Source organism: Nonomuraea jabiensis, assembly GCF_014204795.1.
Classification (GTDB): Bacteria; Actinomycetota; Actinomycetes; order Streptosporangiales; family Streptosporangiaceae; genus Nonomuraea; species Nonomuraea jabiensis.
This window is the reverse complement of record NZ_JACHMB010000001.1, coordinates 9,758,529-9,785,176: the sequence shown is the minus strand read 5'-3', so window position 1 is coordinate 9,785,176 and position 26,648 is coordinate 9,758,529. Positions and strand designations below refer to the sequence as shown.

The 26,648-nt window shown below is 70.9% G+C and carries 23 protein-coding genes; 12 read left to right on the top strand and 11 right to left on the bottom strand.

Annotation, left to right across the window (positions count from 1 at the left end; genetic code table 11):
• The first annotated feature begins 18 nt into the window (after window positions 1–18).
• Together HD596_RS44805 and HD596_RS44800 are read left to right on the top strand one after the other, a co-directional pair.
• Complete coding sequence (locus HD596_RS44805; protein ID WP_313046340.1) at window positions 19–1,839, top strand: glycoside hydrolase family 2 protein; 1,821 nt, start codon at window positions 19–21, stop codon at window positions 1,837–1,839.
• Window positions 1,836–5,852: a glycoside hydrolase family 2 TIM barrel-domain containing protein gene (locus HD596_RS44800; protein WP_185075443.1), complete on the top strand. Its 4,017-nt coding sequence runs from the start codon at window positions 1,836–1,838 to the stop codon at window positions 5,850–5,852. Before HD596_RS44805 ends, HD596_RS44800 begins: the two co-directional genes overlap by 4 nt.
• Window positions 5,853–6,423: 571 nt before the next feature.
• Here HD596_RS44800 and HD596_RS44795 read toward each other — a convergent pair.
• From HD596_RS44795 to HD596_RS44775, 5 genes are read right to left on the bottom strand one after another with little or no spacing between them, the layout of a single operon-like run.
• Window positions 6,424–7,602, bottom strand: coding sequence for an ABC transporter permease (locus tag HD596_RS44795; RefSeq protein ID WP_185075442.1), 1,179 nt, complete (start codon window positions 7,600–7,602; stop codon window positions 6,424–6,426).
• 2 nt (window positions 7,603–7,604) lie between these two features.
• Window positions 7,605–8,282 (bottom strand): ABC transporter ATP-binding protein, encoded by a 678-nt coding sequence (locus HD596_RS44790; RefSeq protein WP_185075441.1) that lies wholly within the window; start codon window positions 8,280–8,282, stop codon window positions 7,605–7,607.
• Window positions 8,275–10,047: a peptidoglycan-binding protein gene (locus HD596_RS44785; protein WP_185075440.1), complete on the bottom strand. Its 1,773-nt coding sequence runs from the start codon at window positions 10,045–10,047 to the stop codon at window positions 8,275–8,277. Before HD596_RS44785 ends, HD596_RS44790 begins: the two co-directional genes overlap by 8 nt.
• 1 nt (window position 10,048) lies before the next feature.
• The gene (locus tag HD596_RS44780) at window positions 10,049–10,912 is read right to left on the bottom strand and encodes a hypothetical protein (protein WP_185075439.1); all 864 of its coding nucleotides are present in this window, start codon (window positions 10,910–10,912) and stop codon (window positions 10,049–10,051) included.
• A gap of 57 nt (window positions 10,913–10,969) precedes the next feature.
• The gene (locus tag HD596_RS44775) at window positions 10,970–11,206 is read right to left on the bottom strand and encodes a hypothetical protein (RefSeq protein ID WP_185075438.1); all 237 of its coding nucleotides are present in this window, start codon (window positions 11,204–11,206) and stop codon (window positions 10,970–10,972) included.
• Here HD596_RS44775 and HD596_RS65940 point away from each other — a divergent pair.
• Window positions 11,170–11,532, top strand: a complete 363-nt coding sequence (locus HD596_RS65940; protein ID WP_376776046.1) for a TIM barrel protein — start codon at window positions 11,170–11,172, stop codon at window positions 11,530–11,532. The two genes, HD596_RS44775 and HD596_RS65940, sit on opposite strands and share 37 nt — an antisense overlap.
• A gap of 19 nt (window positions 11,533–11,551) precedes the next feature.
• Here the strand turns inward: HD596_RS65940 and HD596_RS62820 are convergent, their stop codons facing one another.
• Window positions 11,552–12,580: a glycoside hydrolase family protein gene (locus HD596_RS62820; protein ID WP_185075436.1), complete on the bottom strand. Its 1,029-nt coding sequence runs from the start codon at window positions 12,578–12,580 to the stop codon at window positions 11,552–11,554.
• Between the two features lie 207 nt (window positions 12,581–12,787).
• Between HD596_RS62820 and HD596_RS44760 the strand changes: the two genes are divergently transcribed.
• Genes HD596_RS44760 through HD596_RS44735 form a run of 6 tightly spaced genes read left to right on the top strand, consistent with a single transcriptional unit; the run spans window position 12,788 to window position 20,317 of the window.
• On the top strand, window positions 12,788–13,810 hold the full coding sequence (locus tag HD596_RS44760) for a LacI family DNA-binding transcriptional regulator (RefSeq protein WP_313046339.1): 1,023 nt from the start codon (window positions 12,788–12,790) through the stop codon (window positions 13,808–13,810).
• Between the two features lie 7 nt (window positions 13,811–13,817).
• Window positions 13,818–15,422, top strand: a complete 1,605-nt coding sequence (locus HD596_RS44755; RefSeq protein WP_313046338.1) for an FAD-dependent oxidoreductase — start codon at window positions 13,818–13,820, stop codon at window positions 15,420–15,422.
• 19 nt (window positions 15,423–15,441) lie between these two features.
• Window positions 15,442–16,695 carry an ABC transporter substrate-binding protein gene (locus HD596_RS44750; RefSeq protein WP_185075434.1) on the top strand — a complete coding sequence of 418 codons (1,254 nt, stop codon included), beginning with the start codon at window positions 15,442–15,444 and terminating at the stop codon, window positions 16,693–16,695.
• A gap of 1 nt (window position 16,696) precedes the next feature.
• Window positions 16,697–17,638 (top strand): carbohydrate ABC transporter permease, encoded by a 942-nt coding sequence (locus HD596_RS44745; RefSeq protein WP_185075433.1) that lies wholly within the window; start codon window positions 16,697–16,699, stop codon window positions 17,636–17,638.
• Window positions 17,628–18,458, top strand: coding sequence for a carbohydrate ABC transporter permease (locus HD596_RS44740; RefSeq protein WP_185075432.1), 831 nt, complete (start codon window positions 17,628–17,630; stop codon window positions 18,456–18,458). The genes HD596_RS44745 and HD596_RS44740 overlap by 11 nt, the downstream gene beginning before the upstream one ends.
• Before the next feature lie 2 nt (window positions 18,459–18,460).
• Window positions 18,461–20,317, top strand: a complete 1,857-nt coding sequence (locus HD596_RS44735; protein ID WP_185075431.1) for a hypothetical protein — start codon at window positions 18,461–18,463, stop codon at window positions 20,315–20,317.
• Here the strand turns inward: HD596_RS44735 and HD596_RS44730 are convergent.
• Window positions 20,278–20,544 carry a hypothetical protein gene (locus HD596_RS44730; protein ID WP_185075430.1) on the bottom strand — a complete coding sequence of 89 codons (267 nt, stop codon included), beginning with the start codon at window positions 20,542–20,544 and terminating at the stop codon, window positions 20,278–20,280. The genes HD596_RS44735 and HD596_RS44730 overlap by 40 nt on opposite strands.
• Before the next feature lie 218 nt (window positions 20,545–20,762).
• Window positions 20,763–20,918 (bottom strand): hypothetical protein, encoded by a 156-nt coding sequence (locus HD596_RS44725; protein ID WP_185075429.1) that lies wholly within the window; start codon window positions 20,916–20,918, stop codon window positions 20,763–20,765.
• 65 nt (window positions 20,919–20,983) lie between these two features.
• On the opposite strand from HD596_RS44725, the gene HD596_RS44720 reads away from it, so the two are divergent.
• Window positions 20,984–21,172: a hypothetical protein gene (locus tag HD596_RS44720; protein ID WP_185075428.1), complete on the top strand. Its 189-nt coding sequence runs from the start codon at window positions 20,984–20,986 to the stop codon at window positions 21,170–21,172.
• A 475-nt stretch (window positions 21,173–21,647) separates the two neighbouring features.
• Here the strand turns inward: HD596_RS44720 and HD596_RS44715 are convergent, their stop codons facing one another.
• The 3 genes from HD596_RS44715 to HD596_RS44705 all read right to left on the bottom strand — a co-directional run bounded on the left by HD596_RS44715 (window position 21,648) and on the right by HD596_RS44705 (window position 23,585).
• Complete coding sequence (locus HD596_RS44715; RefSeq protein WP_185075427.1) at window positions 21,648–22,679, bottom strand: methyltransferase; 1,032 nt, start codon at window positions 22,677–22,679, stop codon at window positions 21,648–21,650.
• A 104-nt stretch (window positions 22,680–22,783) separates the two neighbouring features.
• A complete protein-coding gene (locus HD596_RS44710; protein WP_185075426.1) occupies window positions 22,784–23,200 on the bottom strand; it encodes a VOC family protein in 417 nt (138 codons plus the stop codon).
• 10 nt (window positions 23,201–23,210) lie between these two features.
• On the bottom strand, window positions 23,211–23,585 hold the full coding sequence (locus tag HD596_RS44705; RefSeq protein ID WP_185079089.1) for a helix-turn-helix transcriptional regulator: 375 nt from the start codon (window positions 23,583–23,585) through the stop codon (window positions 23,211–23,213).
• Window positions 23,586–23,755: 170 nt separating this feature from the next.
• Between HD596_RS44705 and HD596_RS44700 the strand changes: the two genes are divergently transcribed.
• Entirely contained in the window at window positions 23,756–24,112 is a 357-nt protein-coding gene (locus HD596_RS44700; RefSeq protein ID WP_185075425.1) for a VOC family protein, read from the top strand.
• Window positions 24,113–24,212: 100 nt separating this feature from the next.
• Window positions 24,213–26,603 carry an ATP-binding cassette domain-containing protein gene (locus HD596_RS44695; protein WP_185075424.1) on the top strand — a complete coding sequence of 797 codons (2,391 nt, stop codon included), beginning with the start codon at window positions 24,213–24,215 and terminating at the stop codon, window positions 26,601–26,603.
• Window positions 26,604–26,648: the final 45 nt, after the last annotated feature.

Below are 26,648 nucleotides of genomic sequence, written 5' to 3'. Positions count from 1 at the left end.
CCATCGAAAGTGAGCATTGTGCCTGACGATTCCATGATCCCCCGTCCCGAGTACCCGCGGCCGCAGTTCGTCCGCGACGAGTGGCAGTGCCTGAACGGGACGTGGCAGTTCGAGCGGGATGCCGGCGACTCCGGGCTTGAGCGCGGGCTGCTCGACCGGGAGCTGAGCGGCGAGATCGTCGTGCCGTTCTGCCCGGAGGCGCCACTGTCCGGCATCGGCGACCCGGACTTCCACGAGGCCGTCTGGTACCGCCGTACCGTGCGGGTGCCGCCGAGCTGGGCCGGGCGGCGGGTACTGCTGCACTTCCAGGCGGTGGACCACGACGCCACCGTGTGGGTGGACGGCGTGGAGGCCGGGCGGCACCGGGGCGGGTTCACGCCGTTCAGCTGCGACCTGGCCGCGGCGGCCGACCCGGGGCACACGTACACGGTGGTCGTACGGGCCCGCGACCCGCGGAGTGGTCCGCAGGCGCGGGGCAAGCAGGCGACCACGTACGAGGGGCACGGCGCGCACTACGGGCGCACCACCGGCATCTGGCAGACGGTGTGGTGCGAGCCCGTGCCCGGCGCCCATCTCGGCCGGCCGCGGATCACGCCCAACGTCGCCGCGTCCGCGTTCCGGATCACCGTGCCGGTCTCGGCCGCCCGCGCCGGGCACCAGGTGCAGGTGACCGTGTCGGACCAGGACGGCGAGGTCGCGCGGGCGCGGGCGCGCGCCGACCTCGACCTCGCCCCCGAGGTGTGGCTGCCACTGCCGCAGGACCGCGTCCGGCTCTGGTCCCCGGAGGACCCCCACCTGTACGACGTGCGCATCGACCTGCTCGACGGCGACGGCACCGTGATCGACACCGCGGCCAGCTACGCCGGGCTGCGCTCGGTCTCCATCGACGGCCATGCCGTGCTGCTCAACGGCGAGGTGCGCTTCCAGCGGCTCGTGCTCGACCAGGGCTACTACCCCGGCGGCCTGATGACCGCGCCCTCGGACGAGGCCCTGCGCCACGACATCGAGCTGGCCGTGGCCGCCGGCTTCAACGGCGCCCGGTTGCACCAGAAGGTGTTCGAGGAGCGGTACCTGTACCACGCGGACCGGATGGGATTCCTGGTGTGGGGCGAGTTCGGGGACTGGGGCGCCAACACCGGCGGCGGCCCGTCGTGGGACAACCAGCGGCCGACCGCCTCCTTCGTGACGCAGTGGCTGGAGGCGGTCGAACGCGACTACTCCCACCCGTCCGTCGTCGGCTGGTGCCCGCTCAACGAGACCTTCCAGAAGCTGCACGACCGGATCACCGTGCTCGACGACGTCACGTGGGGCATGTACCTGGCCACGAAGGCGGCCGACCCGACCCGGCCGGTGATCGACGCGTCCGGGTACGCCCACCGGGTGCCGGGGGCCGACGTGTACGACTCGCACTGCTACGAGCAGGATCCCGAGGTGTTCGGCAAGCTGATGTCGGGCCTGGCCGACGGGACGCCGTACGTCAACGCCGGCCCCGACGGGAGCGCGTGGTCGGTGCCGTACCAGGGGCAGCCGTACTTCTGCAGCGAGTTCGGCGGCATCTGGTGGAACCCGGACGCGCCTCCCGAGGAGCAGTCCTGGGGTTACGGCGAGCGGCCCGCCAGCGAGGAGGAGCTCCAGCGGCGCTTCGCCGGGCTGGTCGGCGTGCTGCTCGACGATCCCCGGATGTTCGGCTACTGCTACACGCAGCTCACCGACGTCTATCAGGAGCAGAACGGGATCTACCGTTTCGACCGGTCGAGCAAGCTGGACGTCGCGCGGATCCGCGCGGCGCAACTGCGCCTGGCGGCGATCGAGCGGGCCGGATCGGAGCACGGGCGATGACGTTACGCCGGGCCTTCGCCGTCGTGGTGCTCACCGCGGGGACGCTGCTGGCGGCGACAGCGCCCGCCCTCGCGGTGCCGCCCCCGCCCGCGACCCCCGCGGAGGGTCGCACGATCGAGGTCAGCGGCCGGGTGGTGGACGCCCGCAGCGGCGCGCCGATCGAGGGGGCCAGTCTGCACGCCTCGCGGAGCGACGTGTTCGCCACGACCGCCGAGAACGGCACGTTCGTGCTGTCCGGCGTGCCGGAGAGCAGCGCGCTCGTGGTGGCCGGCAAGGAGGGGTACGCGTTCGCGTCCACCACCGCGGCCGGTTCGGTCACCCTCGAACTGGCCAGGGACACCGATCCGGCGCGGCAGGAGTACCCGCGCCCGGACGCCGACCGGCGCCCGTTCACCGGCGACACGTGGCTGTCGCTGAACGGGACCTGGTCGTTCGACTTCGATCCCGGGAACGCCGGGGAGCGCGAACGCTGGTACGCCCCCGGGCACGTGTTCGGCAAGGCGATCCGGGTGCCGTTCCCGTACCAGTCGCTGGCCGCGTGGGGTGAGGAGGAGCTGGCGACCAAGGAGATCTTCCGCGGCGCCTTCGCCGGTTACCGGGGGACGGTCTGGTACCAGCGGTCGTTCACCGTGCCCAGGGACTTCCCCGAGCAGCAGGTACGGCTGCGCGTCGGGGCCGCCGACTGGGGCGCGGCGATCTGGCTCGACGGTGAGCCGGTGCTGCCGTACACCGGGGACGGGTTCACCGAGATCAGCGCCGGGCTGGGCGCGCTGGCACCCGGTTCGACGCACACGGTGACGATCCGGGTGGTCGCGCCGCCGACGACGCCCGAGTCGCCGTACCCGATGGGCAAGCAGACGGGCGAGCCCAACGGGGCGGACACCGGCTGGTTCAGCGACGTCGGCGGGATCTGGCAGTCGGTGTGGATCGAGCCCTACGCGGGCGCGCGGCTCACCGACACGCGGGTGACACCCGAGCTGACCTTCGAAGGGGACGCGCGCACGCCATCCGTGGCGGCCGCGCGGATCGACGTCGCCGCCGACGGCGGGCAGCGCGCCACCGTGCAGATCAGGAGCCCCGATGGCAAGGTGGTCGGCAGCGCGGACGTACCGCTCGAGGACGGGCGCGGGACGGCGCGGATCCCGATCCCGCGGCCGCGCCTGTGGGAGCCGGACGATCCGGCCCTGTACACCGCCGACTTCCGTCTCGGCCACGACGACGGCATCCGGACGACGTTCGGCCTGCGGACGATCGAGCGGAAATGGGCGCCCGGCCACCAGAACGAGTACCAGTACGTGTACCTCAACAACCGGCCGGTCTACCTGAGGGGCGTGCTCGATCAGGGCTACAACCCGTGGGGCCTGTACACCTACACCGGGGCCACCGCCGGGCCCGACCTGCGTACCGGGACCGAGAACGAGCCGGGCCGCGGCTCGATCCTGCTCGACCTGAAGAACGCCAAGAAACTCGGCTTCAACGTGATCAGGAACCACCTCAAGGTCAACGAGCCCGCCTACTACCACTGGGCGGACCGGCTCGGGCTGATGATCTGGTACGACATGCCCAACGCGGGCTGGCACTCTCTGGGCGCGGAGGCGGAGCGGCTGTTCGAGGGGCTGCTACGCGCCACGCTCAAGCGGGACCACAACCATCCGTCGATCGTGATCTGGACGATCTTCAACGAGGCGTGGGGGCTCGGCAAGGAGCCGTGGCAGCAGCCGATCCCGGCGGAGGCGTTCCCGTACGTCCGCAGGATGGTCGGGGTCGCCCGCGACACCGACCCGTCGCGGCTGATCGTGGACAACTCAGCCTGCTGCCAGAACGGCCACCTCGACACCGACCTCAACGACTTCCACTACTACCTGGCCGGCTACGACGAGTGGAAGAAGCTGCTGGACGGGTTCGACGCCCAGGTCAAGCCGGGTTCCACCTGGAACTTCAACGACGGCGCCCAGAGCGGGCAGCCGTGGCTGAACTCCGAGTTCGCCATCAGGTCCGGGCAGGTGCCGCACACGTTCGGCCTGTTCCGCGCCTATCCCAAGCTCAACGGGTACATCGGCGTCCAGCTCGCCGAGACCGAGCAGGAGGTGCAGAGCCCGGTCACGTTCGACCGGCAGCCGAACCTGCCGGAGTTCATGGACCATCACGGCAGGCCGCGCGGCATCGACCTGTTCCAGGGGGACGACGCGATCTCGCTGATGGGCACGTCGGCGCGGACCGTCGAACGCGGCGGCGCGATCGAGGTGCCGGCCAAGATCAGCCACTTCGGTGACACCGACCTGTCCCGGGCCACGCTCCGGTGGAGGATCGGTGGCTACGACGACGAAGGACGCTGGGTCGCCGACGCGGGCGGCGGCGGTTCGCGGCCGTTCGCCCCGGAACGCTACACCGTGACCGACGCCGGCACCGTGTCGGTCACCCTGCCGGCCAAGCTGCGCAACGGGTACGTGTGGATCTGGCTCGACATCGGCGGCCGGACCGTCGCCGAGAACTACCTGACCTTCGACACCCCCGCCCCCGACGGCGGTTTCTCCCCCGGCGCGGTGACCGCGCAGGAATGGACCGGCGGAGCCCAGGCCAGGACCACCGGAGGGTCCGACTGGGTCACCGGTTACGGCCGCGGCCACTTCGAGTACGAGGTGCAGCTGCCCGAGGAGATCCGCACGGGCCGGTCGCGCGGAGCCACCCTGATCGCGGAGGTCGCGGCCGCCCAGCCCCGCGGCTGGTACGACCCCAACAACGTGACCACAGCGCGCCGCTACCCCACCCGTCTCACCGTGTCGGTCAACGGCACCGCGCTGCGGGTGATCGAGTTGCCCGACGATCCCCACGGTCCGACGGCGCTGGCCGGTCGATCACGGGGCTCCCTCGTCGCCGACTTCGGCAACCGCTACGGCTACCGAATCGCCGTCCCGATCACCGCACGCCAACTCGGCGACGGGGACACCGTCACGCTCCGCTTCGCCTCCGACGGCGGCGGACTGTCCGTCTTCGGCGTCCGCTCGGGCCGCCACGGCGCACCGCCCACGCTGGTCAGCGGCCGGGTCGCCGTGCCCGAGGAGCGTCCCCGCTTCCGGGCGGTCGACTCCCGGCTCTCGGTGTACCAGGCGCCGGCCGCGATCTCCACCGCGACCGGCGCCGGAACGGCGATCGTCTCGGTCGTCAACGACACCGCCAAGACGGCGCGGAACGTTCGCGTACGGCTGTCGGCCCCCAAGGGCTGGACCGCGACCGCCGCCGAGCCAGACGTGATCAGCTCACTGAAGCCCGGCGAGGCCCGTCACGTCGCGTTCACCGTACGGGCGGAATCGACCGTGCTGACCGGCCAGACCGCGGACTTCACCGCCACCGCGAGCTGGGACGGGCACGCGATCCAGGCGATCAGCAGAACGACGGTGACCTTCGCCCCCGAGGCCTACCCCGAGGTCGGCGTGGACGACACCTTCGACACCGATTCCAGCGCCGCCTACACGGTCCACAAGCCGTCGGGGACCGAGGCGTTGCCGCAGCTGACCTTCGGCACGGGAACGCTGCGGGCGCAGGGACCGGGCGCCTACTACGGCCTGGTCTCCCACGGCTCCGGGCCGAAGAGCTCCCGGGCTGTCGTGATCGTCGACCACGACCGGTGGGCCGGCACCGGGAAGGGGCAGGACGCCGTGTTCAACGGCCTGGTCAAGGACGAGCGCAACTACGTCATGGCGTGGACCGGAATCAAGGGCCAGCACGGCATCGACATCAGGATCGACGGCAGGCTCACCGCCGTCTCTGGCGCCGCGGGGGTGCTGGAGCCCGGCGACCGCTGGGCGTTCGTCCTCGACGGCAACTCGATCAGCACCTGGGTCGACCGCGGGGGTGGCTGGGGCTGGTCCCAGATCATGACGGGCACCACCCAGAGCCGCATCGACTTCACCAGGCCCGGCGCGCTGGATGGCTGGCACTACGCCGTGGGCCTGCGCGGCAACGCCGGCCTCCAGGCGATCGGCCGCCTCGAAGGCCGCAGCGACCCCGGCTGAGAAAGGGGCCGACGACCATGACCGCCACCGGGCCGCTCCCAGCACGGCCCGGTGGCGGCTCGACACGGCGGTCACCTCGCGATCGCTCGCAGGAGGTTGCGGATCTCCTCGCCCATCCGGCTGCCGCCCTTGCACGCGACCGTCGGACCCATGGAACTGCACACGCTGCCGGGCATCGTCAGTCCGCTACGACCTGCTCAAGATCTTCGCCCGGTAGGACGAGGACATCGCCCAGGAACCGCCTCGGGCGATACGGGCGTTGGAGTAGCCATGCGCGGCGTCCAGCACGATCCGGACACGGATGACTTGCTGGGAGGAGGGGCGGTGTGAGAACGGGCCAGCTTCTTGAGCCGTCGCCGCTCGGAGGCGGTCAAGACGATCTGGCGGAGGTGGGCACTCGCGGGCGTCACTGGCGATGACGCCCTTGCGCCCGGAGCAACCGCTCGTCGCTCCAGTGCTCGCGGCGTCGCAGGGCGCGCCGTTGCCACAGCATCCGTGAGATCAGCGACAGGTCCATCTCATCGCCTTCCCTTCCGGCCCGCATCAACTTTGGTCCCAAGCCGGGCAACGGTCAGCGCAGCGCGTCCACCGGCTCCATGCGGGCCGCGCGCAGCGCCGGGTACAGGCCCGCCAGCAGTCCCACCAGCGCGCCCGCCACCGGCGCGGCCAGCACCAGCCGCACGTCGAGCACCGGGGTCCACTGGCGTACGGCCGCCACGGCGACCACGGCGACCATCCCCAGGCTGGCCCCGATCACCCCGCCGGTCAGCCCGATCAGGCTGGACTCCAGCAGGAACTGGGCGGCGATGTGCCGGCGGGCCGCCCCCAGGGCACGGCGCAGCCCGATCTCGGCGACCCGCTCCATGACCGTGACCAGGGTGACGTTCGCGATGCCCACCGCCCCGACGACCAGGGAGACCAGGCCGAGGACGACGAACAGGCCGTTGACGTCGTCCTGGGCGCCGTCCCGTACCCGCTTGGCGCTGGGCGGAGCGATCACCTGCAGCTCCCCGCTGTGGCCGGGGCTGAGCGCGAGCGGCGCCTGGCGGGCGATCAGCTCGGCGGCGCCCACCTGGGTGCCGACCAGGACGCGGGTGACGTCCTTCAGGCCGAAGTCGGGCCCCAGGGCGGGCGGGACGAGCACCGCGCCGGCCAGGATCTGCTCGCGCCGCAGGCCGCCGATGATGCCGATGACCGTGTAGGGCCGGTCCTTGACGAACACCGCCGGGGAGTTTTCCAGGCCGGTGATCCCGAGCATCTTGGCGGCCTGCTCGCCCAGCACGACCACCGGGTCGTGGCGGGCCACGTGGCCGGCGTCGTAGAAGCGCCCGGCCAGCATCCGGCCGCGGGTGGTCTCCGGCAGGTCGGGGGTGGCCGCGATGACCGCGAGGGTCTGCCCGCTCACCCGGGTCGGGTCGAGCAGGTTGTTGGCGGTCACGACGAGGTTGGAACTGGCGTCGCTCTGCGCCAGGGCCGTCGCCGACGTCACGCCGTGCAGCCGCCGCAGCTCCTTGGCCGCCTCCCAGGTGACCAGCGGGTCGTGGCCGCCACGCGGCACTTCGACGGTGATGCTGGTGGCCAGCAGTTCGTCGAAGCGGCCGACGATCTGGTTGCCCGCGGTCGCCGCGATGCCCAGGGTGACCACCAGCGTGGTGATGCCCAGAACAGTGCCGAGGGTGGTCAGGGCGGAGCGCATCGGGCGGGCCAGCATCCCGGCCAGGGACTCTGCCCACAGGTCGCGAAGGTCCACGCTCACCCCTCCTCGGTGAGGACGCCGTCGCCGATGCGCACCCGGCGTTCGGCCCTGGCGCTCACCTCCGCCTCGTGCGTGATCACCAGGACGGTGAGCCCACCGGCGCGCAGGCCGTCGAACAGGTCGAGGATCGCCCCGGTGTTGCGGCTGTCGAGGTTGCCGGTCGGCTCGTCGCACAGCAGCAGCGCGGGCCTGGCCATCAGCGCGCGGGCGATGGCCACGCGCTGGCGCTCGCCACCCGACAGCCGGTCGGGGACGAAGGCGGCTCGTTGGCTCATGCCCACCTGTTCCAGTGCCCGCTCGGCCCGTGCCCGCCGGCCGGTGCGCGGACGCCTGCCGTACACCTCGGCGAGCATCACGTTCTCCACGACCGTACGGTGGGACAGCAGGTGGAAGGACTGGAAGACGAAGCCGATGCGGGTGCCGCGCAGCCGCGTCCGCGCGCCGTCGCGCAACGTCGTGGTCTCGACGCCGTCCAGCCGGTACGACCCGGACGTCGGCCGGTCCAGCAGCCCGAGGATGTTCAGGAGCGTGGACTTGCCGGAGCCGGACGGCCCGATGATGGCCACGTAGTCGCCGGGCTCGACGCGCAGGTGCACCTCGCTCAGCGCGCGCACCGGCGGGTCCGCGACGAATTCGCGGGAGACGCCGGCCAGCTCGATGACGGGCTCAGGCATCGCTCACCACGACCCGGTCGCCCTCCTTGAGCTCGCCCGCGCGCACCGGGGTGACCTCCACGATCCCGTCGGCGGTCAGCCCGGTACGGACCTCGACCTCGCGGCTGCGGTCGGCGTCCAGCGCCACCCGGACCCGCGGCCGGCCGTCGGCGGAGGTGACCACGGCCGACACCGGCACGGCCAGCACCTCGCCCTCGGTCGAGCCGACCGAGATCCGCACCGTCATCGCCGAGCCGACCAGCGGCTTGAGGCCCTTGGCCGAGCCGGGCGTCAGCAGGACGGGCACCGAGCCGGCGTCCGGTTCGTCCTCATCCTTGTCGTTCTCGCCCTGCGCCGGGGTCAGGCGGGCCTGCACGCCGGTCGCGGTGAGCGTGGCGGGCAGCCGGGTGCCGTCCATGGTCTCCATGTCGGCCTCCTGGCCCGGGCGCAGCAGCTTGGCCTCCTTGGCGTCGACCGACCCGGTGACCGCGAAGGCGGAGCTGGTCACGGTGGCGACCTTGCCCTCGATGGTGTCGCCCGGCTTGACCTCCGCCTTGTCGATGCGGGCGGGCAGCTTCGGCAGGAACACGATCTCCCCGGCCGGCACGCTCACGCCGTACGTCCCGCGGTACTCGGCCAGCACACTGGTGGCCTCGGCCAGGGCGGCCCTGCTGTGGGCGACCTTCATTCGCAGCGGCGAGACCTTCCTGGCCCGGCTGAGCGCCTGGGCCGCGGTAACTTCGGCCTCCTTCGCGGTGCGGACCGCCTTGCGCAGCTCCTCCAGCCGTTTGTCGTGGTCTGTGCGGATCTGCTCCTCGTAGGCGGCGACCGCCTGCCGGGCCTCGTCGAGGTCCTGCTGGGCGTTGGCGGCCTTCATCTCCAGCAGGCTCGTGTCCACCGGGCTGGAGGTGGGCGCGGGTGTCGTGGTCGTGGTCGGGGTGGGGGCCGGTTTCCTGGCCTCGGCCAGCGCCTGCTCGGCCGCCAGGGACTGCTCCTCGGCGGTTCGCACGGCCCGCCGCAACGCGACGAGCTGGGTGTCCTGCTCCGGCGTGATCTCCGGCGCCTCTTCCAGCGCCCTCTTGGCGGAGCGCAGGTCGCGCAGGGCGTTGTCGTGGCGCAGTCGCAGCGGGCGCACGTCCAGCCCCTCGTCCAGGGCCTTGCGGTCGGCGGCCAGGGTCTCCTCGGCCGTCCGCACGGCCTCGCGCAACTGCTGCAGCATCTTGCGCGACTCCAGGTCGGGTTCCTGGGCCTTGTAGCCGCGCCTGGCGTACCAGCGTTTGACCGCCGCCGCCGTGGTCGCGTCGAAGACGCCGCTCACCTTCACCCGCAAGGCGCGCTGGAGCTGCTTGACGTCGTCGCCCTCGGTGCCCGGCACCAGCGGCCGGTACATCGGCTTCCTGCCCTTCATGACGAACACCGGCCGCCCGTTGACCTGCATCAGCACCTGGCCCGCGCGGATCGGGCCGGGTCTGGGCGCCGTGGTGACGCGCTGCGGCGTGCCGCCCGCGCCCCCCACGCCGCCCGCGCCGCCGGTGAGGCCGGATCCGCCGACCGTGCCGGCGAGCGTGACGGGCAGCGGCGAGCCGTACGTGAGCGTGCCGCTGACCGTGACGGTGCTGGTGAGCTTGCGCCGCTCGGCCGCGGCCGTGACCAGGGACGGCTTGGGCGGGCGGCGCCCGGCCGCCTCGTCGGCCGGCGAACGCAGCCGCGAGCCGACCACCCACCCCACTCCGGCGATCACCAGCACTCCCGCCATGACGAGGGCGAGCACTCTTGAGCGGCCCACGTCACCCCTTGACCGCGACGGTCATGCCCAGGCCGGGCAGCAGCTCGGCGCGCTTGTAGACCTCGTTCGCCTTGGGGCGGTAGGCGGCGTAGAAGTCCTTGCCGCACTCCAGGTCGTCCAGGGCCGCCTTGATCTCGCGCTGCAACAGGGGACGCGCCTCGTCCGCCGTCGGCTGCCGCTTGCCGCCCAGCTTGCCGAACTCCGTCAGGAACGAGCTCTCGGTGCTGCGCGCGATGTCGGAGGGGCGCTGCGAGGTGACCTGATAGCCCTTGCCCTTGAGACAGTCGGCGAACGCCCTCGCCAGCTCCGTCAGCTTGGGATCGCCGTCGATCTCGCGGCTGATGATCTGCTTCATCATCTCGCTCTGGGCCTTGGCCGCCTCCTGCATGGACTTGTGCTTCTTGCCGGTCGCCTTGTTGATCAGCTCCAGGTTGCAGGCCTCCATCGCCTGGAAGTACGCCTCCTGCTGCGGCTTGGACAGCCCGGCGACGACCTTGCCGTTGGGGTCCTTCGCGCTGTCGCCCTCACCTACCTGGCGGGCCATCCGGCCGACGCCGTCGTTGGGGTAGATGATGGAGGCGGCGAACCCGAAACCGTACTTACTGCGATATTTCTTCATCGCGGAGTAGTCGCCGGATATCTCCTGCTTGACGGCGTCCGGCAGCTCCGGCATGGACACCATCGGGTGGTAGGTGAACCCCCTGCCCTTCATGCAGGCGGCGAGCTGGGTCTGCGTCTGGCGCTGCTGGTTGGCGGGATCCGCGGAGGGTGTCGCGGCCGTCTCGGTCCCGCCGGTCGAGGCGCAGCCCGTGAGGGTCGCCAGGACGGCTGTGGCGATCGCGAGCGGCACTCGGGAGTTGGTCATGGGGCATGACTGTCACGAGTGCATGCTGAAGCGAACCTGAAAGCGGCTGAACCCGCCTCACATCTCGGCGGCCGGCTCCGTGCCGGTCCTGACGGCCATGTCGATGACCCCGGCCGCGAGCGGCGAGTGAACTCGTGCTCCCAGCTGCTGAAGCACAGAACGCCCGGTGTAGAGGCGGTTGTGCTGAGCGTCGCTGTCGGGTGCCTCGTCCGGCAGATCGACCACGATGACGTCGTAGCGGGTGCCGTCCGCCAGTCGTGCCAGCACGAACTGGTGGCCGTCCTCGGCGTGCAACTGTACCCGGCCGTCTCCGGACAGGGCGGCTTCGACGTCGCCGCGGTGGCGCGTGCGATGGCCGGAAGCGTGTCGGCGAGGAGAACGTCGCGCTGCTGTTCGACGTCTACCACCTCGGCGCGAACGGCGTGGACGTCGTCGCCGCCGCCGAGCCCTCGTCCGGCATGGTGGGCCACGTCCAGCTCGCCGACGCGCCCGGCACCGGCGCGCTCCCCATCGCTGAGGCGGTGGACATCCTGATCGGCCACGGTTACGCGGGCCCGATCGGCTGCGAGTACGTTCCGGGCGGGCGAACCGCCGACACGCTCGGCTGGGTCGATCAGTGACCTCCGGACGCGCGGGCAGTCAGGCCGGAACGGCGCGGGCGATGCAGATGCGAGCCTGCAACCGGGGGCCGGCCTCGTAGAACATGTACTCGACCCCGTCCTGGGTGCCGAACGAGGGCGCGGCCACGCGGCCGTTGTCCGAGGCGATCGGGGAGTGGAAGACCCCGAGGTGGACCTCCTTGTCGAAGGCGTTGCCGACCTCGGTGACGCGCATGTTGCCGTCGTTGCCGTGGTACGCGACGTACGTGGTGCCGTTGCGCTTGACCAGCGTCGGGCCGGAGATGTCGGTCACGCCGTCGGGTTCGGGGTTGACCAGCGGTTCCTGGCTGAACTGCCAGCCGTCCCAGCCGTTGGGGGACCAGCCGTGGAAGAGGCGCCGGCCGTTCTTCACGCCCATGAAGACCATGACGTACTTGTTGCCGCGGCCCGGAAGGGAATGCTCGAAGACCCGGGCGTAGGAGGTCTCGGAGGTGCCGGACACCAGGCGGGTGCTCAGGATGGGAGTCTCGTCGGTGAAGGTGATGCCGTCGGTGGAGCGGGCCACGCGGGTGGTGAAGTTCTCGCCGTGGAAGTAGCAGAAGAACTGCCGCGTGGAGGCGTCCCAGGTGACGTGCGGCGAGGACACGTGGCTGACCGTGGTGGTGGGCAGCTGCCTGTCGATGATCGGGTTGCCGCTGTAGTCGTGGAACGGGCCCTCCAAGGTGTCGCTGAAGGCCACGCAGATGCCGCCGGGGTTCTCATGAGGGGCGTAGTAGAGGTAGTAGCGCGAGCGCGGGTTGCCGAGCTTGTCGTACACCCCTCTGATGCAGGGGAAGATGAACTCCCCGGTGCGGTTGTAGTGCAGGGGGAGGGCCAGGGCGTCCCGCACGTATCGGAACACCGGCAGGCCCGCGGGCCGGGCGGTGGCCCCGGCGGTGGTGGCCCCGGCGGTGGCGGGCCGGGCGACGAGACCGGCGGTGGTCGCGGCCCCCAGAGTGCCGGCGCCGCGTAACACGCCGCGCCGGGTGAGCGGACTCGAGTCCCGGCCTGATTGATGGATGGTCAACATGCCCTCCGATCCTGGTCGTGGCAGGCGATGGGCGCCGTGCGGACGGCAGTGCCTCGGCTCGCCGGCGCCCCTCGGCGTCACCGTATGTTGTCATGTCCGGAGCGGGCTGAACCACTGCTAATACGAATTACTTCACGATTATCACTTGACGTGCTGTTTCGTGCGGTCTCACAATAACCGAACTAATACGCATTAGCGCGACGATGGGTGATACGCACTGTGACGGTTTCAGGGCGGCGGCTGACGCAACAGGACATCGCACGCATGGCTGGAGTGAGCCAGACGACGGTGTCCCTGGTGCTCAACGGAAGGGCCGAGGGCGAGGTGCGGATCTCGCCCGAAACCCGCGATCGGGTGCTCCAGGCGATCCGGGAGACCGGGTACGTAGCCGACCCGGCGGCGCGCCGGCTCGTCGAACGGCGCAACCGCATCTACGGCGTGTTCACCTACGAGGCCGTCTTCCCCGCGGAGAGCGCCGACTTCTATTACCCGTTCCTGGTCGGGATCGAGGAGTGCGTCGAGGAGGCGGGCTGCGACCTTCTGCTGTTCACCAGTGCCAAGGTGCAGGGGGAGCGGCGGCGGATCTTCAGCGCGGAGAGCCGGATCCGGCTGGCCGACGGATGCGTCCTGCTCGGCCGCACGATCGACCGGGAGGATCTGTCCAGGCTGCTGTCCGAGGGCATTCCGTTCGTCTCGGTCGGCCGCCGCGACGACGCGGGCGGGCCGGTGCCGTACGTCGGGGCGGACTACCCGCCGGCGGTGCGCGCGCTGGTCGAGCGGGCGGTGGCGCTCGGGCACCGGCGGATGGCCTATGTCGGAGCGGGGGAGGGCGCGGAGTCCTACGCCGACCGGCTGCGCGGTTTCACCGAGGGTGTGGCCGTGACCGGTGTCGAAGGGCTGCGCCTGGCCACCGCGGACGGGCTGTTCGACTGCGGCGCGACCGTGGTGTTCGCCGAGAAGCTCGCCGACGGCGTCGCCATCGCCGAGGCCGCCAGGGCCCGCGGCCTGGATGTGCCGCGCGAGCTGTCCATCGTCGAGCTGGGCGCGCCCACCAGGCCGGTGTCGACCGACATCGACTTCGCCGGGTTCCGCATCCCCCGGCGGGAGATGGGCCGCAGGGCCGTCGAACTGCTCACCCAGGTGCTGGAACGCGGCGGCGTCCCGCAGGAACTGCTGGCGTGCGAGCTGGTCGAGGGATCGACGCTGGCACCCGTACATGAGGAGAGGTAACCCCTACGTGGTTGAGATATCGGCAGACGCGCTCGTCGTCGGAGGCGGGCTGGGCGGCGTGGCCGCCGCGCTGGCCCTGCTGCGGGCCGGGCGATCGGTGGTGCTCACCGAGGAGTACGACTGGCTGGGCGGCCAGCTCACCAGCCAGGCGGTGCCGCCGGACGAGCACACCTGGGTGGAGCGGTTCGGCGTCACGGCGAGCTACCGCGCGCTGCGCGACGGCATCCGCCGTTACTACCGCGACCATTACCCGCTGACCGAGCGGGCGCGGGCGTGGCCGGAACTGAACCCGGGCGCCGGGCACGTCAGCAAGCTGTGCCACGAGCCCAGGGTCGCGGTCGCGGTCATCGAGGCCATGCTGGCCCCGTACCGGGGGTCGGGCAGGCTGCGCGTGCTCCAGCCGTACCGGCCGGTCGGGGCCGAGGTGGACGGCGATCGCGTCACGGCCGTGCGGCTCGCGCACCGCGACGGGGGCGACGAGATCACCGCGGTGGCGCCGTACGTGCTGGACGCCACCGAGACCGGCGAGCTGCTGCCGCTGACCGGCACCGAGTACGTGACCGGGTTCGAGTCGCAGGCCGACACCGGCGAGCCGAGCGCCCCCGCGACGGCGCAGCCGATGAACATGCAGGCCGTGTCCGTGTGCTTCGCGATCGACCACGTGGACGGCGACCACACCGTCGACAGGCCCGCCACCTACGACTTCTGGCGCGCCTACCAACCGCCCTTCTGGGGCGACCGGCTGCTGTCGTGGCGCTGCCCGAGCCCGCGGACGCTGGAGATCGTGGAGCGTTCCTTCACCCCGAACCCGGGCGACGACCCCCGCCTGGTGCAGGCTGATCAGCGGGTCAACCCGGGCGACGGCAACCTGTGGACGTTCCGCAGGATCGCCGCCCGTGACAACTTCCTGCCCGGTGCGTACGACAGCGACATCGCGCTGGTCAACTGGCCGATGATCGACTACCTGGAGGGGCCGGTCATCGACGTGCCCGACGCCGACCGGCACCTGGCGGCGGCCCGCGAGCTGTCGATGTCGGTGCTGTACTGGCTGCAGACCGAGGCCCCTCGCCACGACGGCGGCACCGGCTACCCGGGCCTGCGGCTGCGCGGCGACGTCACCGGCGGCGCCGACGGGCTCGCCCAGGCCCCCTACATCCGCGAGTCCCGGCGCGTCCGGGCCCTGACCACCGTCACCGAACAGGACCTGTCCGTGGCGGTACGCGGCGACAAGGGCGCCGTCTCCTATCACGACTCCGTGGGCGTGGGCATGTACCGCATCGACCTGCACCCGTCGACCGGCGGCGACAACTACATCGACGTCGCCTGCTCCCCGTTCGAGATCCCTCTCGGGGCGCTGATCCCGCAGCGGATGAGCAACCTGCTGCCCGCCTGCAAGAACATCGGCACCACCCACATCACCAACGGCGCCTACCGCCTGCACCCGGTGGAGTGGAACGTCGGCGAGGCGGCCGGCGCGCTCGCCGCCTTCTGCCTGGACCACGCCACCACGCCGCACGCCGTGCGCGCGGACGGCCGGCTCCTGGCCGACTACCAGCACCGGCTCGTCCGCGACGGCGTGGAGCTGCGCTGGCCCGACGTCACCGGCTACTGACGCCAGAAGGAGTACCCCCATGAAAGCACCCCTGGCAGCCCTTGCGCTGGCCGCCCTCCTTACGGTCACCGCGTGTGGCGGCGGTGAGGCGCCGGCCGCGAAGGGCCCGCAGCCGCTGCGCATGTCGATCTGGACCTCCAACGAGGCCCACCTGAAGCTGTTCAAGGAGATCGCCGCCGAATACCGCAAGTCCCACCCGCAGGTCGGCGAGATCACCTTCGACCCGATCCCGTTCGAGAACTACACCACCACGCTGACCACGCAGATCGCCGGTGGCAACGCCCCCGACCTGGCCTGGATCCTCGAGAACTCCGCCCCCGACTTCGTCGGCTCCGGCGCCCTCGTCCCGCTCAAGAGCAAGGTCGAGAACGCGGGCGAGCTGGTCCCCGCCGCCACCCGGCTGTGGGAGCGCGACGGCGAGCTGTACGCCTACCCGTTCTCCACCTCGCCCTTCGGCGTCTTCGTCAACACCGACCTGGTCAAGGCCGCGGGCCAGAAGACGCCGCGCGAGCTGATCAAGGCCGGCCAGTGGGACTGGGAGCACGCCAACGAGATCAACAAGGCCGTGGCGGCGAAGGGCAAGAACGGCCTGACCATCCTCAACTTCGACTACAAGGCCTGGGACAACCTCGCCACCGTCTGGCAGGGCTGGGGCGCCAAGGCGTGGAGCGACGACGGCGGCACGTGCCAGTTCAACGCGCCGGAGATGGTCGAAGCCATGACGTTCGTGCACAAGGCGATCTTCACCGACAAGTCCATGCCGGGGCCGGGCACCGCCGTCGACTTCTTCTCCGGCGACACCGCGATGGCGGTCGCCCAGATCTCCCGCGCCGCGATGCTGAAGGACGCGACGTTCAAGTGGGACCTGGTGCCGCTGCCGACTGGGCCGAAGGGCGAGTACGCGGTCATCGGCCAGGCCGGGATCGGCGTGCTGAAGAAGTCGCCGAGGGCCGAGCAGGCCACGGACTTCCTCGCCTACTTCACCAACGTGGCCAACTCGGCCAAGCTCGCCGCGTACTTCCCGCCCGCGCGTGGCTCTCTGCTGACAGCCGACACCATGGTCAAGACCAGCCCCATGCTGAACGGCGACCAGCTCCAGGAAGTGGTGATCGACGGCATCCAGAAGGGCGTGGTCAAGCCCAACCACAAGGGGCAGGCCGAGCTCGCTCAGACCGCCAGGGCCGCACTCGACCCGCTGTGGAAGCCGGACGCCGACGTCAAGGCGGTGCTGGACGGCGTGTGCGCGAAGATCCAGCCGCTGCTGGGCGGATGACGTGGCGGTGACGGATCTCGGCGACCGGGTGGCCGCGCGCGCCGCCACCCGGCCCCGCCACTTCTGGACCATCCCCCGGCGCGACGCCCTCGTCGGCTACCTGCTGATCTCGCCGCAGCTCGCCGGAAGCGCGCTGTTCGTCCTGCTGCCGCTCGGCCTGGTCGTCTACTACAGCCTCCAGGAGTGGAACGTGCTGGCGGGCACGTTCGAGTTCGTCGGCGGCGAGAACTACGCCAAGCTGCTGGCCGACCCGAACATGGGGCAGGTGCTGACCAGCACCGCGCTCTTCTCGGTCGGCCTGGTCGTGCTCAACCTCGCCCTCGCCCTCACCCTGGCCGTCCTGCTCGACCAGCGGCTGCGCGGCACCACGTTCTTCCGCACGCTGTTCTTCTCGCCGGTGCTGGTGTCGCTGGTCGCCTGGACCATCGTCTGGCAGTTCCTCCTCCAGCAGGACGGCGGCATCAACGGCCTGCTCGGCGCGGCGGGCGTGGACGGCCCCAACTGGCTCCGCGGCGAGACCACCGCCCTGCTGTCGGTCGTCGTCGTCCAGGTCGTCAAGAACGTGGGGCTCAACATGGTCCTGTTCCTGGCCGCGCTCCAGGGCGTGCCGCGCCAGCTGTACGAGGCGGCGCAGCTCGACGGCGCCGGCGCCTGGACCCGGTTCCTGCGCATCACGGTGCCCCTGATCAGCCCGACCATCCTGCTCACCTCGATCATCACCGTGGTGGGGTCGCTGCAGGTGTTCGCCCAGATCGCCGTGCTCACCCAGGGCGGGCCCGGCATGTCCACCACCGTCCTCGTCTACTACCTGTACCAGCAGGCCTTCCAGTTCCGGCACCTCGGCTACGGCGCCACCCTGTCCGTCCTGCTGTTCCTGATCGTCGCGGCGCTGACGCTGCTGCAGTGGCGGCTGCGCCGGAAGTGGGTCTTCCATGAGTCGTAGGGTCAAGCTCGCGTTGTACGCGCTGCTGTGCGTGTTGTGCGTGCCGTTCGTTTTCCCGACCTGGTGGATGGTCACCTCGTCGGTGAAGCCGATCAGCGACATCTTCGCCTTCCCGCCCGCGCTGGTGCCCTCCAGGTTCGACTTCTCCACCTACGGCCGGGTCTTCGAGCTGCAGCCGTTCGGGCAGCAGTACCTCAACAGCCTCTACATCGCCGCGGTGGTGACCGCCGGCACGATGGCGGTGGCCGCGATGGCCGGCTACGCCTTCGCCCGCATCCGCTTCCCCGGCCAGAACGTGCTCTTCCTGGTCGTGCTTGTCGGCCTGCTGATCCCCAGCGAGGTGACGATCGTCCCGCTGTTCCAGATGTTCCACGAGGCGGGGATGACCGACACGCACTGGCCGCTGATCCTGGTGCCGATCCTGGGCGCGCCCAGCGTGCTGGCGACGTTCATCATGCGGCAGTTCTTCATCACGCTGCCGGACGAGCTGGAGGAGGCCGCCAGGGTCGACGGGCTCGGCCGCTTCGGCACCTTCTGCCGGGTGGTGTTGCCGCTGGCCAGGCCGGCGCTCGGCGCCGTCGCCATCTTCACGTTCCTGCACTCGTGGAACCTCTATCTCGAACCCATCGTGTTCCTGTCGACCCCGTCGAAGTTCACCCTCCCGCAGGCGCTCACCCAGTTCGTCGACGCCTACGGCTCGCCCCTGTGGAACGTGCAGCTGTCCGCCGCCACGATGACCGCCCTGCCCATCCTGGTCGTCTTCGTGCTGGCCCAGCGGCAGTTCATCGAGGGGCTCGCACACACCGGTCTGAAAGGCTGACCATGCTCTCCCGTCGCACCCTGCTCCGTGCCGCCGCCCTGCTCCCGGCCGTCCCCGTGCTCGCGCCCGGCACCGCCTTCGCCGCCATCCCCTCCCTGCCGCCGGCTCTGGATCGCACGTCGTTCGCCCCCCACGAGCAGCGCTTCGCACCGTACCTGGCCACCCTCGGGCCCATGGTCAACGACATGGACGACAGCGGGTTCTTCGCCGGCGGCTGGTGGCGTACGCCGGCGGCGCCGTACAACGCCCGCGTGCAGGAGCACGTCTTCACGCTGGCCTGGTTCCACGCCAACGCCCGCCCGTGGAACCCGTACGCCGGAAACGCGGGCCTGCTGGCCGCACTCGACGCGGCGCTCGGCCACTACCTGTCACTCCAGCACCCCGACGGCTCCTTCCCCGAGTACAGCCGCGACCAGCACGGCCTGGCCCCCACCGGGTTCGGCATCGGGTACCTGGCCAAGACCCTGCGCATCCTGCGCGCGTCCGGGGCGCTGCCCGCCCGGCAGGCGCAACTCACCGCCGCGTTGCGCAGGGCCATGACGTGGTTCCTGGACGCCGGCAACCGTGTCGTCTGGCAGGATCGCCTCACTTGGGCGAACCAGACCACCTCGGGCCTGGCAGGGGCCACGCACGCGCTCCAGCTCGACCCCGACCCCGCGCTCGCCACCCGCCTGACCGAGGCGTTCGCCCGGCTTCCCGCGGCCGGCCAGAGCCCCGCCGGCTTCTTCTACGAGGAGGGCGGCCACGACATGAACTACAACTTCGAGGTCATGCTCCCCGAGCTGGCCGACGCCTACCTCCACAGCCGGGACCCGCACCTGGTGGACATGGCCCGCGCGTTCACCGGCTTCCTGTCCTACAACCTGCTGCGCGAGCCCGACGGCGCCGGATACCTGGTCAACGTCGCCCCCTCCACCCGTACCAGCGCCCGCTGGTACGACGAGGTCAGGCCCGACCCCGACAGGACCGCGCTCAACTGGACGTTCACCCGCCAGGTGCCGCTGCTGTCGGCCTTCATGACCGCCCGCGAGGACCTGGCCGAGGCCCGCGCGGCCTGGGCGGCGTCCACCGAGCCGGTGACGCCGCTCGCCAAGCAGGACACCTCGCCCCGCATCCTCACCCACGGCCTGTACGGCGAGCGGTTCCCCAGCAGGCGGCAGCGGGCCGAGGCCATCGCGGACCTGCCCTACCTGCGCTCGAACGACTTCGCCGAGCTGCGCAGGGACGGCGGCCAGGACTTCCTGTACGTCCGCAAGCCCGGCCTGTACCTGGGCGGCTACTTCGGCACGCGCGCCTCCCGCAGCCGTACCGGCCTGACCTTCCTGTGGCATCCCGACGCCGGCACGATCATCTGCGGGCTCAACGACAACAACTACGCCTGCTGGTCCACCGTCTTCCCCGGCCAGGTGCCCGACTCCAACGGCTCCCTGCCCGCCACCTACTTCCACGGCGCCCCCGGCGGCCGCGAGTGGACCGGCGGCCGGGCCCCCGCCGCCCTCGGCATCCGCTACGGCAACGCGAACGTCACCACGGACGTCCTGGTCACCCGCCGGACGGTCCGCCGCACGGTCACGGCGAACACCGCCGCCACCGAGCAGATCCCCTTCGTCCTCCATCCCACGGACGTCCTCACCTTCACCGACGGCACCCAGGCCGCGTTCGGCGGCACGACCACCGCCACCGCCGACGGCCTCGACCTCCGCCGGGGCCGCACCACGATCCGCCTGCGCTGGAGCACCCCCCTGCAGGCGACCCTGGCGGCCGGCAGCGTGCGCTACTTCCGCGACGGCGCCCGCCGCTTCCACGCCCTCCGCATCCCTCACCAAGGCACGTTCGACCTCACGGTCAACCTGGGGTGATGCTTCAGCAGGGTGTCGCCCTTGCCGGTCTTCACCTCGGTGAAGCCCGCGATCGCGGCAGGCCACATCGCCTGGTTGTACAGCGCGGCCGTCACCCCCTCGATCGCCTGCTCGAACGTCAGCCCGCGCCCGTCGGCCGTCCGCGCTGGCCTGTCCAACGACATCGCCGGCGACGTCCCCAGGAACGTCGCCGGTCGCCGCTTTGTCATGCCCGTCGGCGTGCGCACCCGGCTCGGCGGTGGGCGGGGAGATGGCCTCGCCAACCGCCGAGAGCACCTCGCCGAACACGCCCAGCAGCCGCTCCGACTCGGCCCGGTGCGCCTCGCGCAGCGCCTCCAGGTGGTCGCGGCCCTTCTTGTGGATGGCGGCCATGGCTTGCAGAACATGGTCACCACCTCATCGCGGGTGCTGGTCTTCACGGGGTGCAGCAGGCTGATGATCAGCGTCAGCCGCTTGTCCTCGGCCAGCACCTTGCCCAGGTCGGCCCCAGCGCGTCCAGCTCGCGCAGGAACTGCAGGCGGGTCCTGAACTTGGTCAGCGAGGCGGCCTGGGCCACCTCCTTCAGCTTGTCGAAATCGCTGCGCCGGGTGACCGGATCCACCAGCAGCAGCAGGGCCAGCCAGCGCCCGCGCCGCCGCGTCCACCCGCCCGGCGACCATGGCGAACATGCCGGTGTTGATCTGGGTGCGGATCGTCGCAGTCATCGCGTCGAGCGTGGTGCGGGCCCGGCAACTCGCACCGGGCCCGCACCAGCTCCTCCAGCGCCACGTTGATCAGGTCCGCCGGGTTGTCCTTGGTCTGGGCCGCCTTCCGGATCGCCTCCTCGGCGATCTGCCGTACCTGAGCCGCTCGTAGACCACCCCCAGCCGCTCGCGCACGAACTGCCGATGCCGCTTGGCCGCCCGCTCCAGCTTCGGGAAATGCCCCAGCCGCTGGTAGGACTTCTACCACACCAGCAGCGCCAGCAGATGCTGCTCGTCCTGGGTACGGCCCCGACCCCAGGCCACCTCATCCTCAGTGGGCGTGAACGTCTCAGCCAGCTCCCGGCCCGACATTACCCGCGAGAACCGCGGATAAGCCGTCCGATCGACCGACGTCCCCGCCGAAGCCCATCTCCTCCACTGTGCGACATCAGCAAGCCCCGGTTGCCGTGGTCTGGTGGTACGTAGCCGAGCAGTGGACCCGGAAATCATCTCTGGTCCGCTACCGCCCAACAGGCTCGTTAGCGCAGGTGAGAAGGCTGGTCACGGAATGCGCCGCCCGTTTGTGGCGCATTCCGGCCCGCCCCCTGGCACAGGCCACCGACAATGCGCGCCGCGTGGAAGGACCGTCAGGTGGCGGGGACGCATTCGATGACGGTGTGCCACGGTGGGATGTCGTGGATGGCGGCGAGCCGCAGTCCGGCGGCCGTGGCCAGCGTACGGTAGTCGTCGAGGGTCCGTTCGCGGCCGCCGGTCAGGACCAGCATCCGCAGGTTCATCTCCGCGAACGAGGCCGGATCGATCTCCGACATGCTGGGGGACTCCAGGATCAGCACCCGGCCGTGCCGGCCCGCCGCGTCGGCGCAGCGGCGCAGGATGGCGGTCGCCTCGGTGTCGGCCCAGTCGTGCAGCACCCGGTTGAGCACGTACGCGTCGGCGCCGGCGGGCAGTTCGTCGAAGAAGCTGCGCCCGACCGTCTCGCACCGGTCCGCGAGCCCGTGTTCGGCCAGGTAGTGGCGGGCGCGTGAGACGGTGTCCGGCAGGTCGATCAGCACGCCGCGCAGGCCGTCGTGGCGCAGCAGGAGTTCGGCCAGCAGCTTGCCGGTGCCGCCCCCGACGTCGGCCACCCGGGTCAGCGCGGGCCAGTCGTAGCCCTCCGCCAGCTCGCGGCCGGCGGCGTTGGCCGCCATCGTGGCGTCGAAGGACGCGCTCAGCTCGGGGTCGGCGTCGAGATGGTCCCAGAACGGCGCCCCGAACACCGCCGGCCAGGCGGGCCGGCCGGTCCGCACGGTGTCCTGCAGGCCGGTGAAGGCCAGGTCCATCCGGCCGCCGAACCCGTCCAGGTCCAGCCATCGCCAGGCGCCGGACGGGTGGTCGCGGCGCAGCAGGGCGGCCGTCCCGTTGGTGGTGAACGTGCCGGGCCGGGGCTCGGCGAACACGCCGCGGCCGACGAGGTGGCGCAGCACCCGGCCGAGCGCGTCGGGGTCGGCGCCGGCGCGGGCGGCCAGGTCGTGGAGGTCCGAGCCGGCCTCGTCGTCCACCAGATCGGGCAGGCGCAGGGTGACGGCCACCCGCAGCGCCATGGGGGTCATCAGGTCCATCAGCGGCGTCAGGGCCCGCCAGGCGGCGGCTCCGTCCAGGGCAGCGTCGTCGCTCGTCATGTGCCTATGATGCGCCCCAACTTAGTGATCTACATTGTAAAGGGCGTCGGCTGGGGATAACCAACCGCATCCACAAGAACCCCCCACAGCGACGGCCAGGGAGCTTACTTGTTGAGGGTCTGGTTGAAGCGCAGCATGTTGCCGGCGGGGTCGCGGAAGGCGCAGTCGCGCACGCCGTAGAACTGGTCCATCGGCTCCTGCAGCACCTCGCCGCCCGCGGCGCTGATGCGCTCGAAGGTGGCGTCGCAGTCGTCCGTGGTGAAGATGATGCCGCGCAGCAGGCCCTTGGCCATCAGTTCGGCCATGGCCTGTCGGTCGGCCGGTGAGGCGTTGGGGTCGGCGAGTGGTGGTTCGAGGACGATGTCCACGTCCGGCTGGGAGGGCGACCCGACGGTCACCCAGCGCATCCCCTCGTAGCCGACGTCGTTGCGTACCTCGAGACCGAGGACGTCGCGGTAGAAGGCGAGTGCCTTGTCGTGGTCGTCGACGGCGATGAAGCAGGTGGAGAGCTTGATGTCCATGCGTTTCACCCTACGGGCGAGCGGTGGGGTTGGCTTCTCCGTTCCTGACCGGTCGGGTGTAGATCTTGGCGATGCAGGCGGGAATGTCGGCGGCGTGGTCGTGGTTGCGGGCCCGGTAGGCGCTGGGGCTCTCGCCGACCAGTTGGGTGAAGCGGGTGCTGAAGGAGCCGAGTGAGGTACAGCCGACCGCGAAGCAGACTTCGGTGACGGACAGGTCGCCGCGGCGCAGCAGGGCTTTGGCGCGTTCGATGCGGCGGGTCATCAGGTAGCTGTAGGGCGTCTCGCCGAAGGCGGCGCGGAAGCTGCGGGAGAAGTGGCCCGCGGACATGAGGGCGTCGCGTGCCAGCGCGGGGACGTCGAGGGGTTCGGCGTAGTCGCGGTCCATCCGGTCGCGGGCCCGCCGCAGCCGTACGAGATCGTCGAGGTCCTGCCGTTTCACCTGGTCAGTCTCTCACAGCATCCGGATGCGACCGGTCAGGAATGGAGAAGCGCGGTGTGGTGCGGTGCGGCTAGCGTGACCGGCACAGACCTCATCTTTTCGAACAGGAGTGAACCATGAGCGACTCTTCCACCCAGGGGATCAGGACGGTGCTGCATCCGGTGTCGGACCTGGCGAAGGCCAAGGCGGTGTACGCGGCGCTGCTGGGCGTCGCGCCGGTGGTCGACGGGTCCTATTACGTCGGTTTCGAGGCGGCGGGTCAGCACATCGGGCTGGTGCCGGCCGGTGGGCCGCAGGCGATGTCCTCGCCGGTGGCCTACTGGCACGTGCCGGACATCGAGGCGAAGCTGGCGGAGGTGACGGCTGCGGGCGCCGTGGTGAAGGAGCCCGTGCGCGACGTCGGTGGTGGCCGTCTGGTGGCGACCGTGACCGACCCCGATGGCAATGTCCTGGGGCTGCTTCAGGATCGGTGAGCGGCGGTCCTTGCCGACCGTACTGACCCCAAAAACCCGACATAATGCTCGAAACTGGTCGGATCACGCCAGGCGGTCCTGCCCGACAGATGGAGAGAGGATGAGCAAGGCCATGAGGACGGACCCGCAGTCGCCTGCGCCGCATGTTGCCGACACCCACGATCTGATCCGCGTGCACGGCGCGCGCGAGAACAACCTCAAGGACGTCAGCATCGAGATCCCCAAGCGCCGGCTGACGGTGTTCACGGGCGTGTCGGGCTCGGGCAAGAGCTCGCTGGTGTTCAACACGATCGCCGCGGAGTCGCAGCGGATGATCAACGAGACGTACAGCACCTTCGTGCAGGGCTTCATGCCGACGCTGGCGCGGCCCGAGGTCGACGTGCTGGAGGGGCTGACGACCGCGATCATCGTGGACCAGCAGCGGATGGGCGCCGACCCCCGCTCCACGGTCGGCACCGCCACCGACGCCAACGCGATGCTGCGCATCCTGTTCAGCCGGCTCGGGCGGCCGCACATCGGTTCGCCGCACGCCTTCTCCTTCAACGTCCCGTCGGTACGGGCGAGCGGCGCGATCACCGTCGAGCGTGGCGCCAAGAAGGCGGAGGTGCAGACCTACACCCGCACCGGCGGCATGTGCACGCGCTGCGAGGGCCGGGGCGCGGTCTCCGACATCGATCTCAGCCAGCTCTACGACGACTCCAAGTCGCTGGCCGAGGGCGCGTTCACCATTCCCGGCTGGAAGTCCGACAGCTTCTTCACCGTGCGGGTCTACGCCGAGTCGGGCCTGCTCGACCCGGACAAGCCGATCCGTGACTTCACCGAGAAGGAGATGCAGGACTTCCTCTACCGGGAGCCGACCAAGGTGAAGGTCGAGGGGGTGAACCTCACCTTCGAGGGGCTGATCCCGAAGATCCAGAAGTCGTTCCTGTCCAAGGACCGGGAGGCGATGCAGCCGCACATCCGGGAGTTCGTGGACCGGGCGGTCACGTTCACCACGTGCCCGGAGTGCGACGGCACCCGGCTCAGCGAGGCGGCCCGCTCCTCGCGGATCAACGGCGTCAACATCGCCGAGGCGTGCGCGATGCAGATCAGCGATCTGGCCGAGTGGATTCGGGGCCTCGACGAGCCGTCGGTGGCGCCGCTGCTGGCGACGCTGCTGCGGACGCTGGAGTCGTTCGTGGAGATCGGGCTGGGCTACCTGTCGCTGGAGCGGCCTGCGGGCACGCTGTCGGGCGGTGAGGCGCAGCGCGTCAAGATGATCCGGCACCTGGGCTCCTCGCTCACCGACACCACCTACGTCTTCGACGAGCCCACGATCGGCCTGCACCCGCACGACATCCAGCGGATGAACGACCTGCTGCGCCGGCTGCGGGACAAGGGCAACACGGTGCTCGTCGTGGAGCACAAGCCGGAGGCGATCGCGATCGCCGACCATGTCGTGGACCTGGGTCCCGGCGCGGGTACGGCGGGCGGCACGGTCTGTTTCGAGGGCACGGTCGAGGGGCTGCGGGCCAGCGGCACCGTCACCGGCCGTCATCTCGACGACCGGGCGGCCCTGAAGGAGAGCGTGCGCAAGCCCACCGGCAGGCTGGAGATCCGCGGCGCGAACGCCAACAACCTGCGTGACGTCGACGTCGACATCCCGCTGGGCGTGCTGGTCGTCGTCACCGGTGTCGCCGGCTCCGGCAAGAGCTCGCTGGTACACGGGTCGATCCCGGCGGGCGCGGGCGTGGTGTCGATCGACCAGGGCGCGATCCGCGGCTCGCGGCGGAGCAACCCGGCGACCTACACCGGCCTGCTCGACCCGATCCGCAAGGCGTTCGCGAAGGCCAACGGCGTGAAGCCGGCGCTGTTCAGCGCCAACTCCGAGGGTGCCTGCCCTGCCTGCAACGGCGCCGGCGTCATCTTCACCGACCTGGCGATGATGGCGGGCGTCTCCACCGTGTGCGAGGAGTGTGACGGCAAGCGGTTCCAGGCCTCGGTGCTGGAGCACCGTCTCGGCGGCCGTGACATCAGCGAGGTGCTGGCGATGCCGGTGGCCGAGGCCGAGGAGTTCTTCGGCGCCGGTGAGGCGCGTACGCCGGCCGCGCACGCCATCCTCGGCCGGCTCGCCGACGTGGGGCTCGGCTATCTGAGCCTCGGCCAGCCGCTGACCACGCTGTCGGGCGGCGAGCGGCAGCGGCTCAAGCTGGCTACCCGGATGGCCGACAAGGGCGGCGTGTACGTCCTGGACGAGCCGACGACCGGCCTGCACCTGGCGGACGTGGAGCAGCTGCTGGGCCTGCTGGACCGGCTGGTCGACTCGGGCAAGTCGGTCATCGTGATCGAGCATCATCAGGCGGTCATGGCGCACGCCGACTGGATCATCGATCTGGGCCCGGGCGCCGGTCACGACGGCGGCCGGATCGTCTTCGAGGGCACGCCCGCCGACCTGGTGGCGGCCCGCTCCACCCTCACCGGTGAGCATCTCGCGGCGTACGTCGGGGCGTGATCGCGGCGCTCGCGCGGCCTGGTGCCGTGCGGGCGCGGGCGTGTG

Bases quoted from the DNA above. Each gene is read 5' to 3' on its own strand.
- HD596_RS62820 (WP_185075436.1), bottom strand. From the start codon at position 12,580: ATGTTGACCATCCATCAATCAGGCCGGGACTCGAGTCCGCTCACCCGG.
- HD596_RS44800 (WP_185075443.1), top strand. From the start codon at position 1,836: ATGACGTTACGCCGGGCCTTCGCCGTCGTGGTGCTCACCGCGGGGACG.
- HD596_RS44705 (WP_185079089.1), bottom strand. From the start codon at position 23,585: ATGGACCGCGACTACGCCGAACCCCTCGACGTCCCCGCGCTGGCACGC.
- HD596_RS44715 (WP_185075427.1), bottom strand. From the start codon at position 22,679: ATGACGAGCGACGACGCTGCCCTGGACGGAGCCGCCGCCTGGCGGGCC.
- HD596_RS44735 (WP_185075431.1), top strand. From the start codon at position 18,461: ATGCTCTCCCGTCGCACCCTGCTCCGTGCCGCCGCCCTGCTCCCGGCC.
- HD596_RS44720 (WP_185075428.1), top strand. From the start codon at position 20,984: ATGCCGGTGTTGATCTGGGTGCGGATCGTCGCAGTCATCGCGTCGAGC.
- HD596_RS44700 (WP_185075425.1), top strand. From the start codon at position 23,756: ATGAGCGACTCTTCCACCCAGGGGATCAGGACGGTGCTGCATCCGGTG.
- HD596_RS44780 (WP_185075439.1), bottom strand. From the start codon at position 10,912: ATGACCAACTCCCGAGTGCCGCTCGCGATCGCCACAGCCGTCCTGGCG.
- HD596_RS44750 (WP_185075434.1), top strand. From the start codon at position 15,442: ATGAAAGCACCCCTGGCAGCCCTTGCGCTGGCCGCCCTCCTTACGGTC.
- HD596_RS44710 (WP_185075426.1), bottom strand. From the start codon at position 23,200: ATGGACATCAAGCTCTCCACCTGCTTCATCGCCGTCGACGACCACGAC.
- HD596_RS44740 (WP_185075432.1), top strand. From the start codon at position 17,628: ATGAGTCGTAGGGTCAAGCTCGCGTTGTACGCGCTGCTGTGCGTGTTG.
- HD596_RS44695 (WP_185075424.1), top strand. From the start codon at position 24,213: ATGAGCAAGGCCATGAGGACGGACCCGCAGTCGCCTGCGCCGCATGTT.
- HD596_RS44790 (WP_185075441.1), bottom strand. From the start codon at position 8,282: ATGCCTGAGCCCGTCATCGAGCTGGCCGGCGTCTCCCGCGAATTCGTC.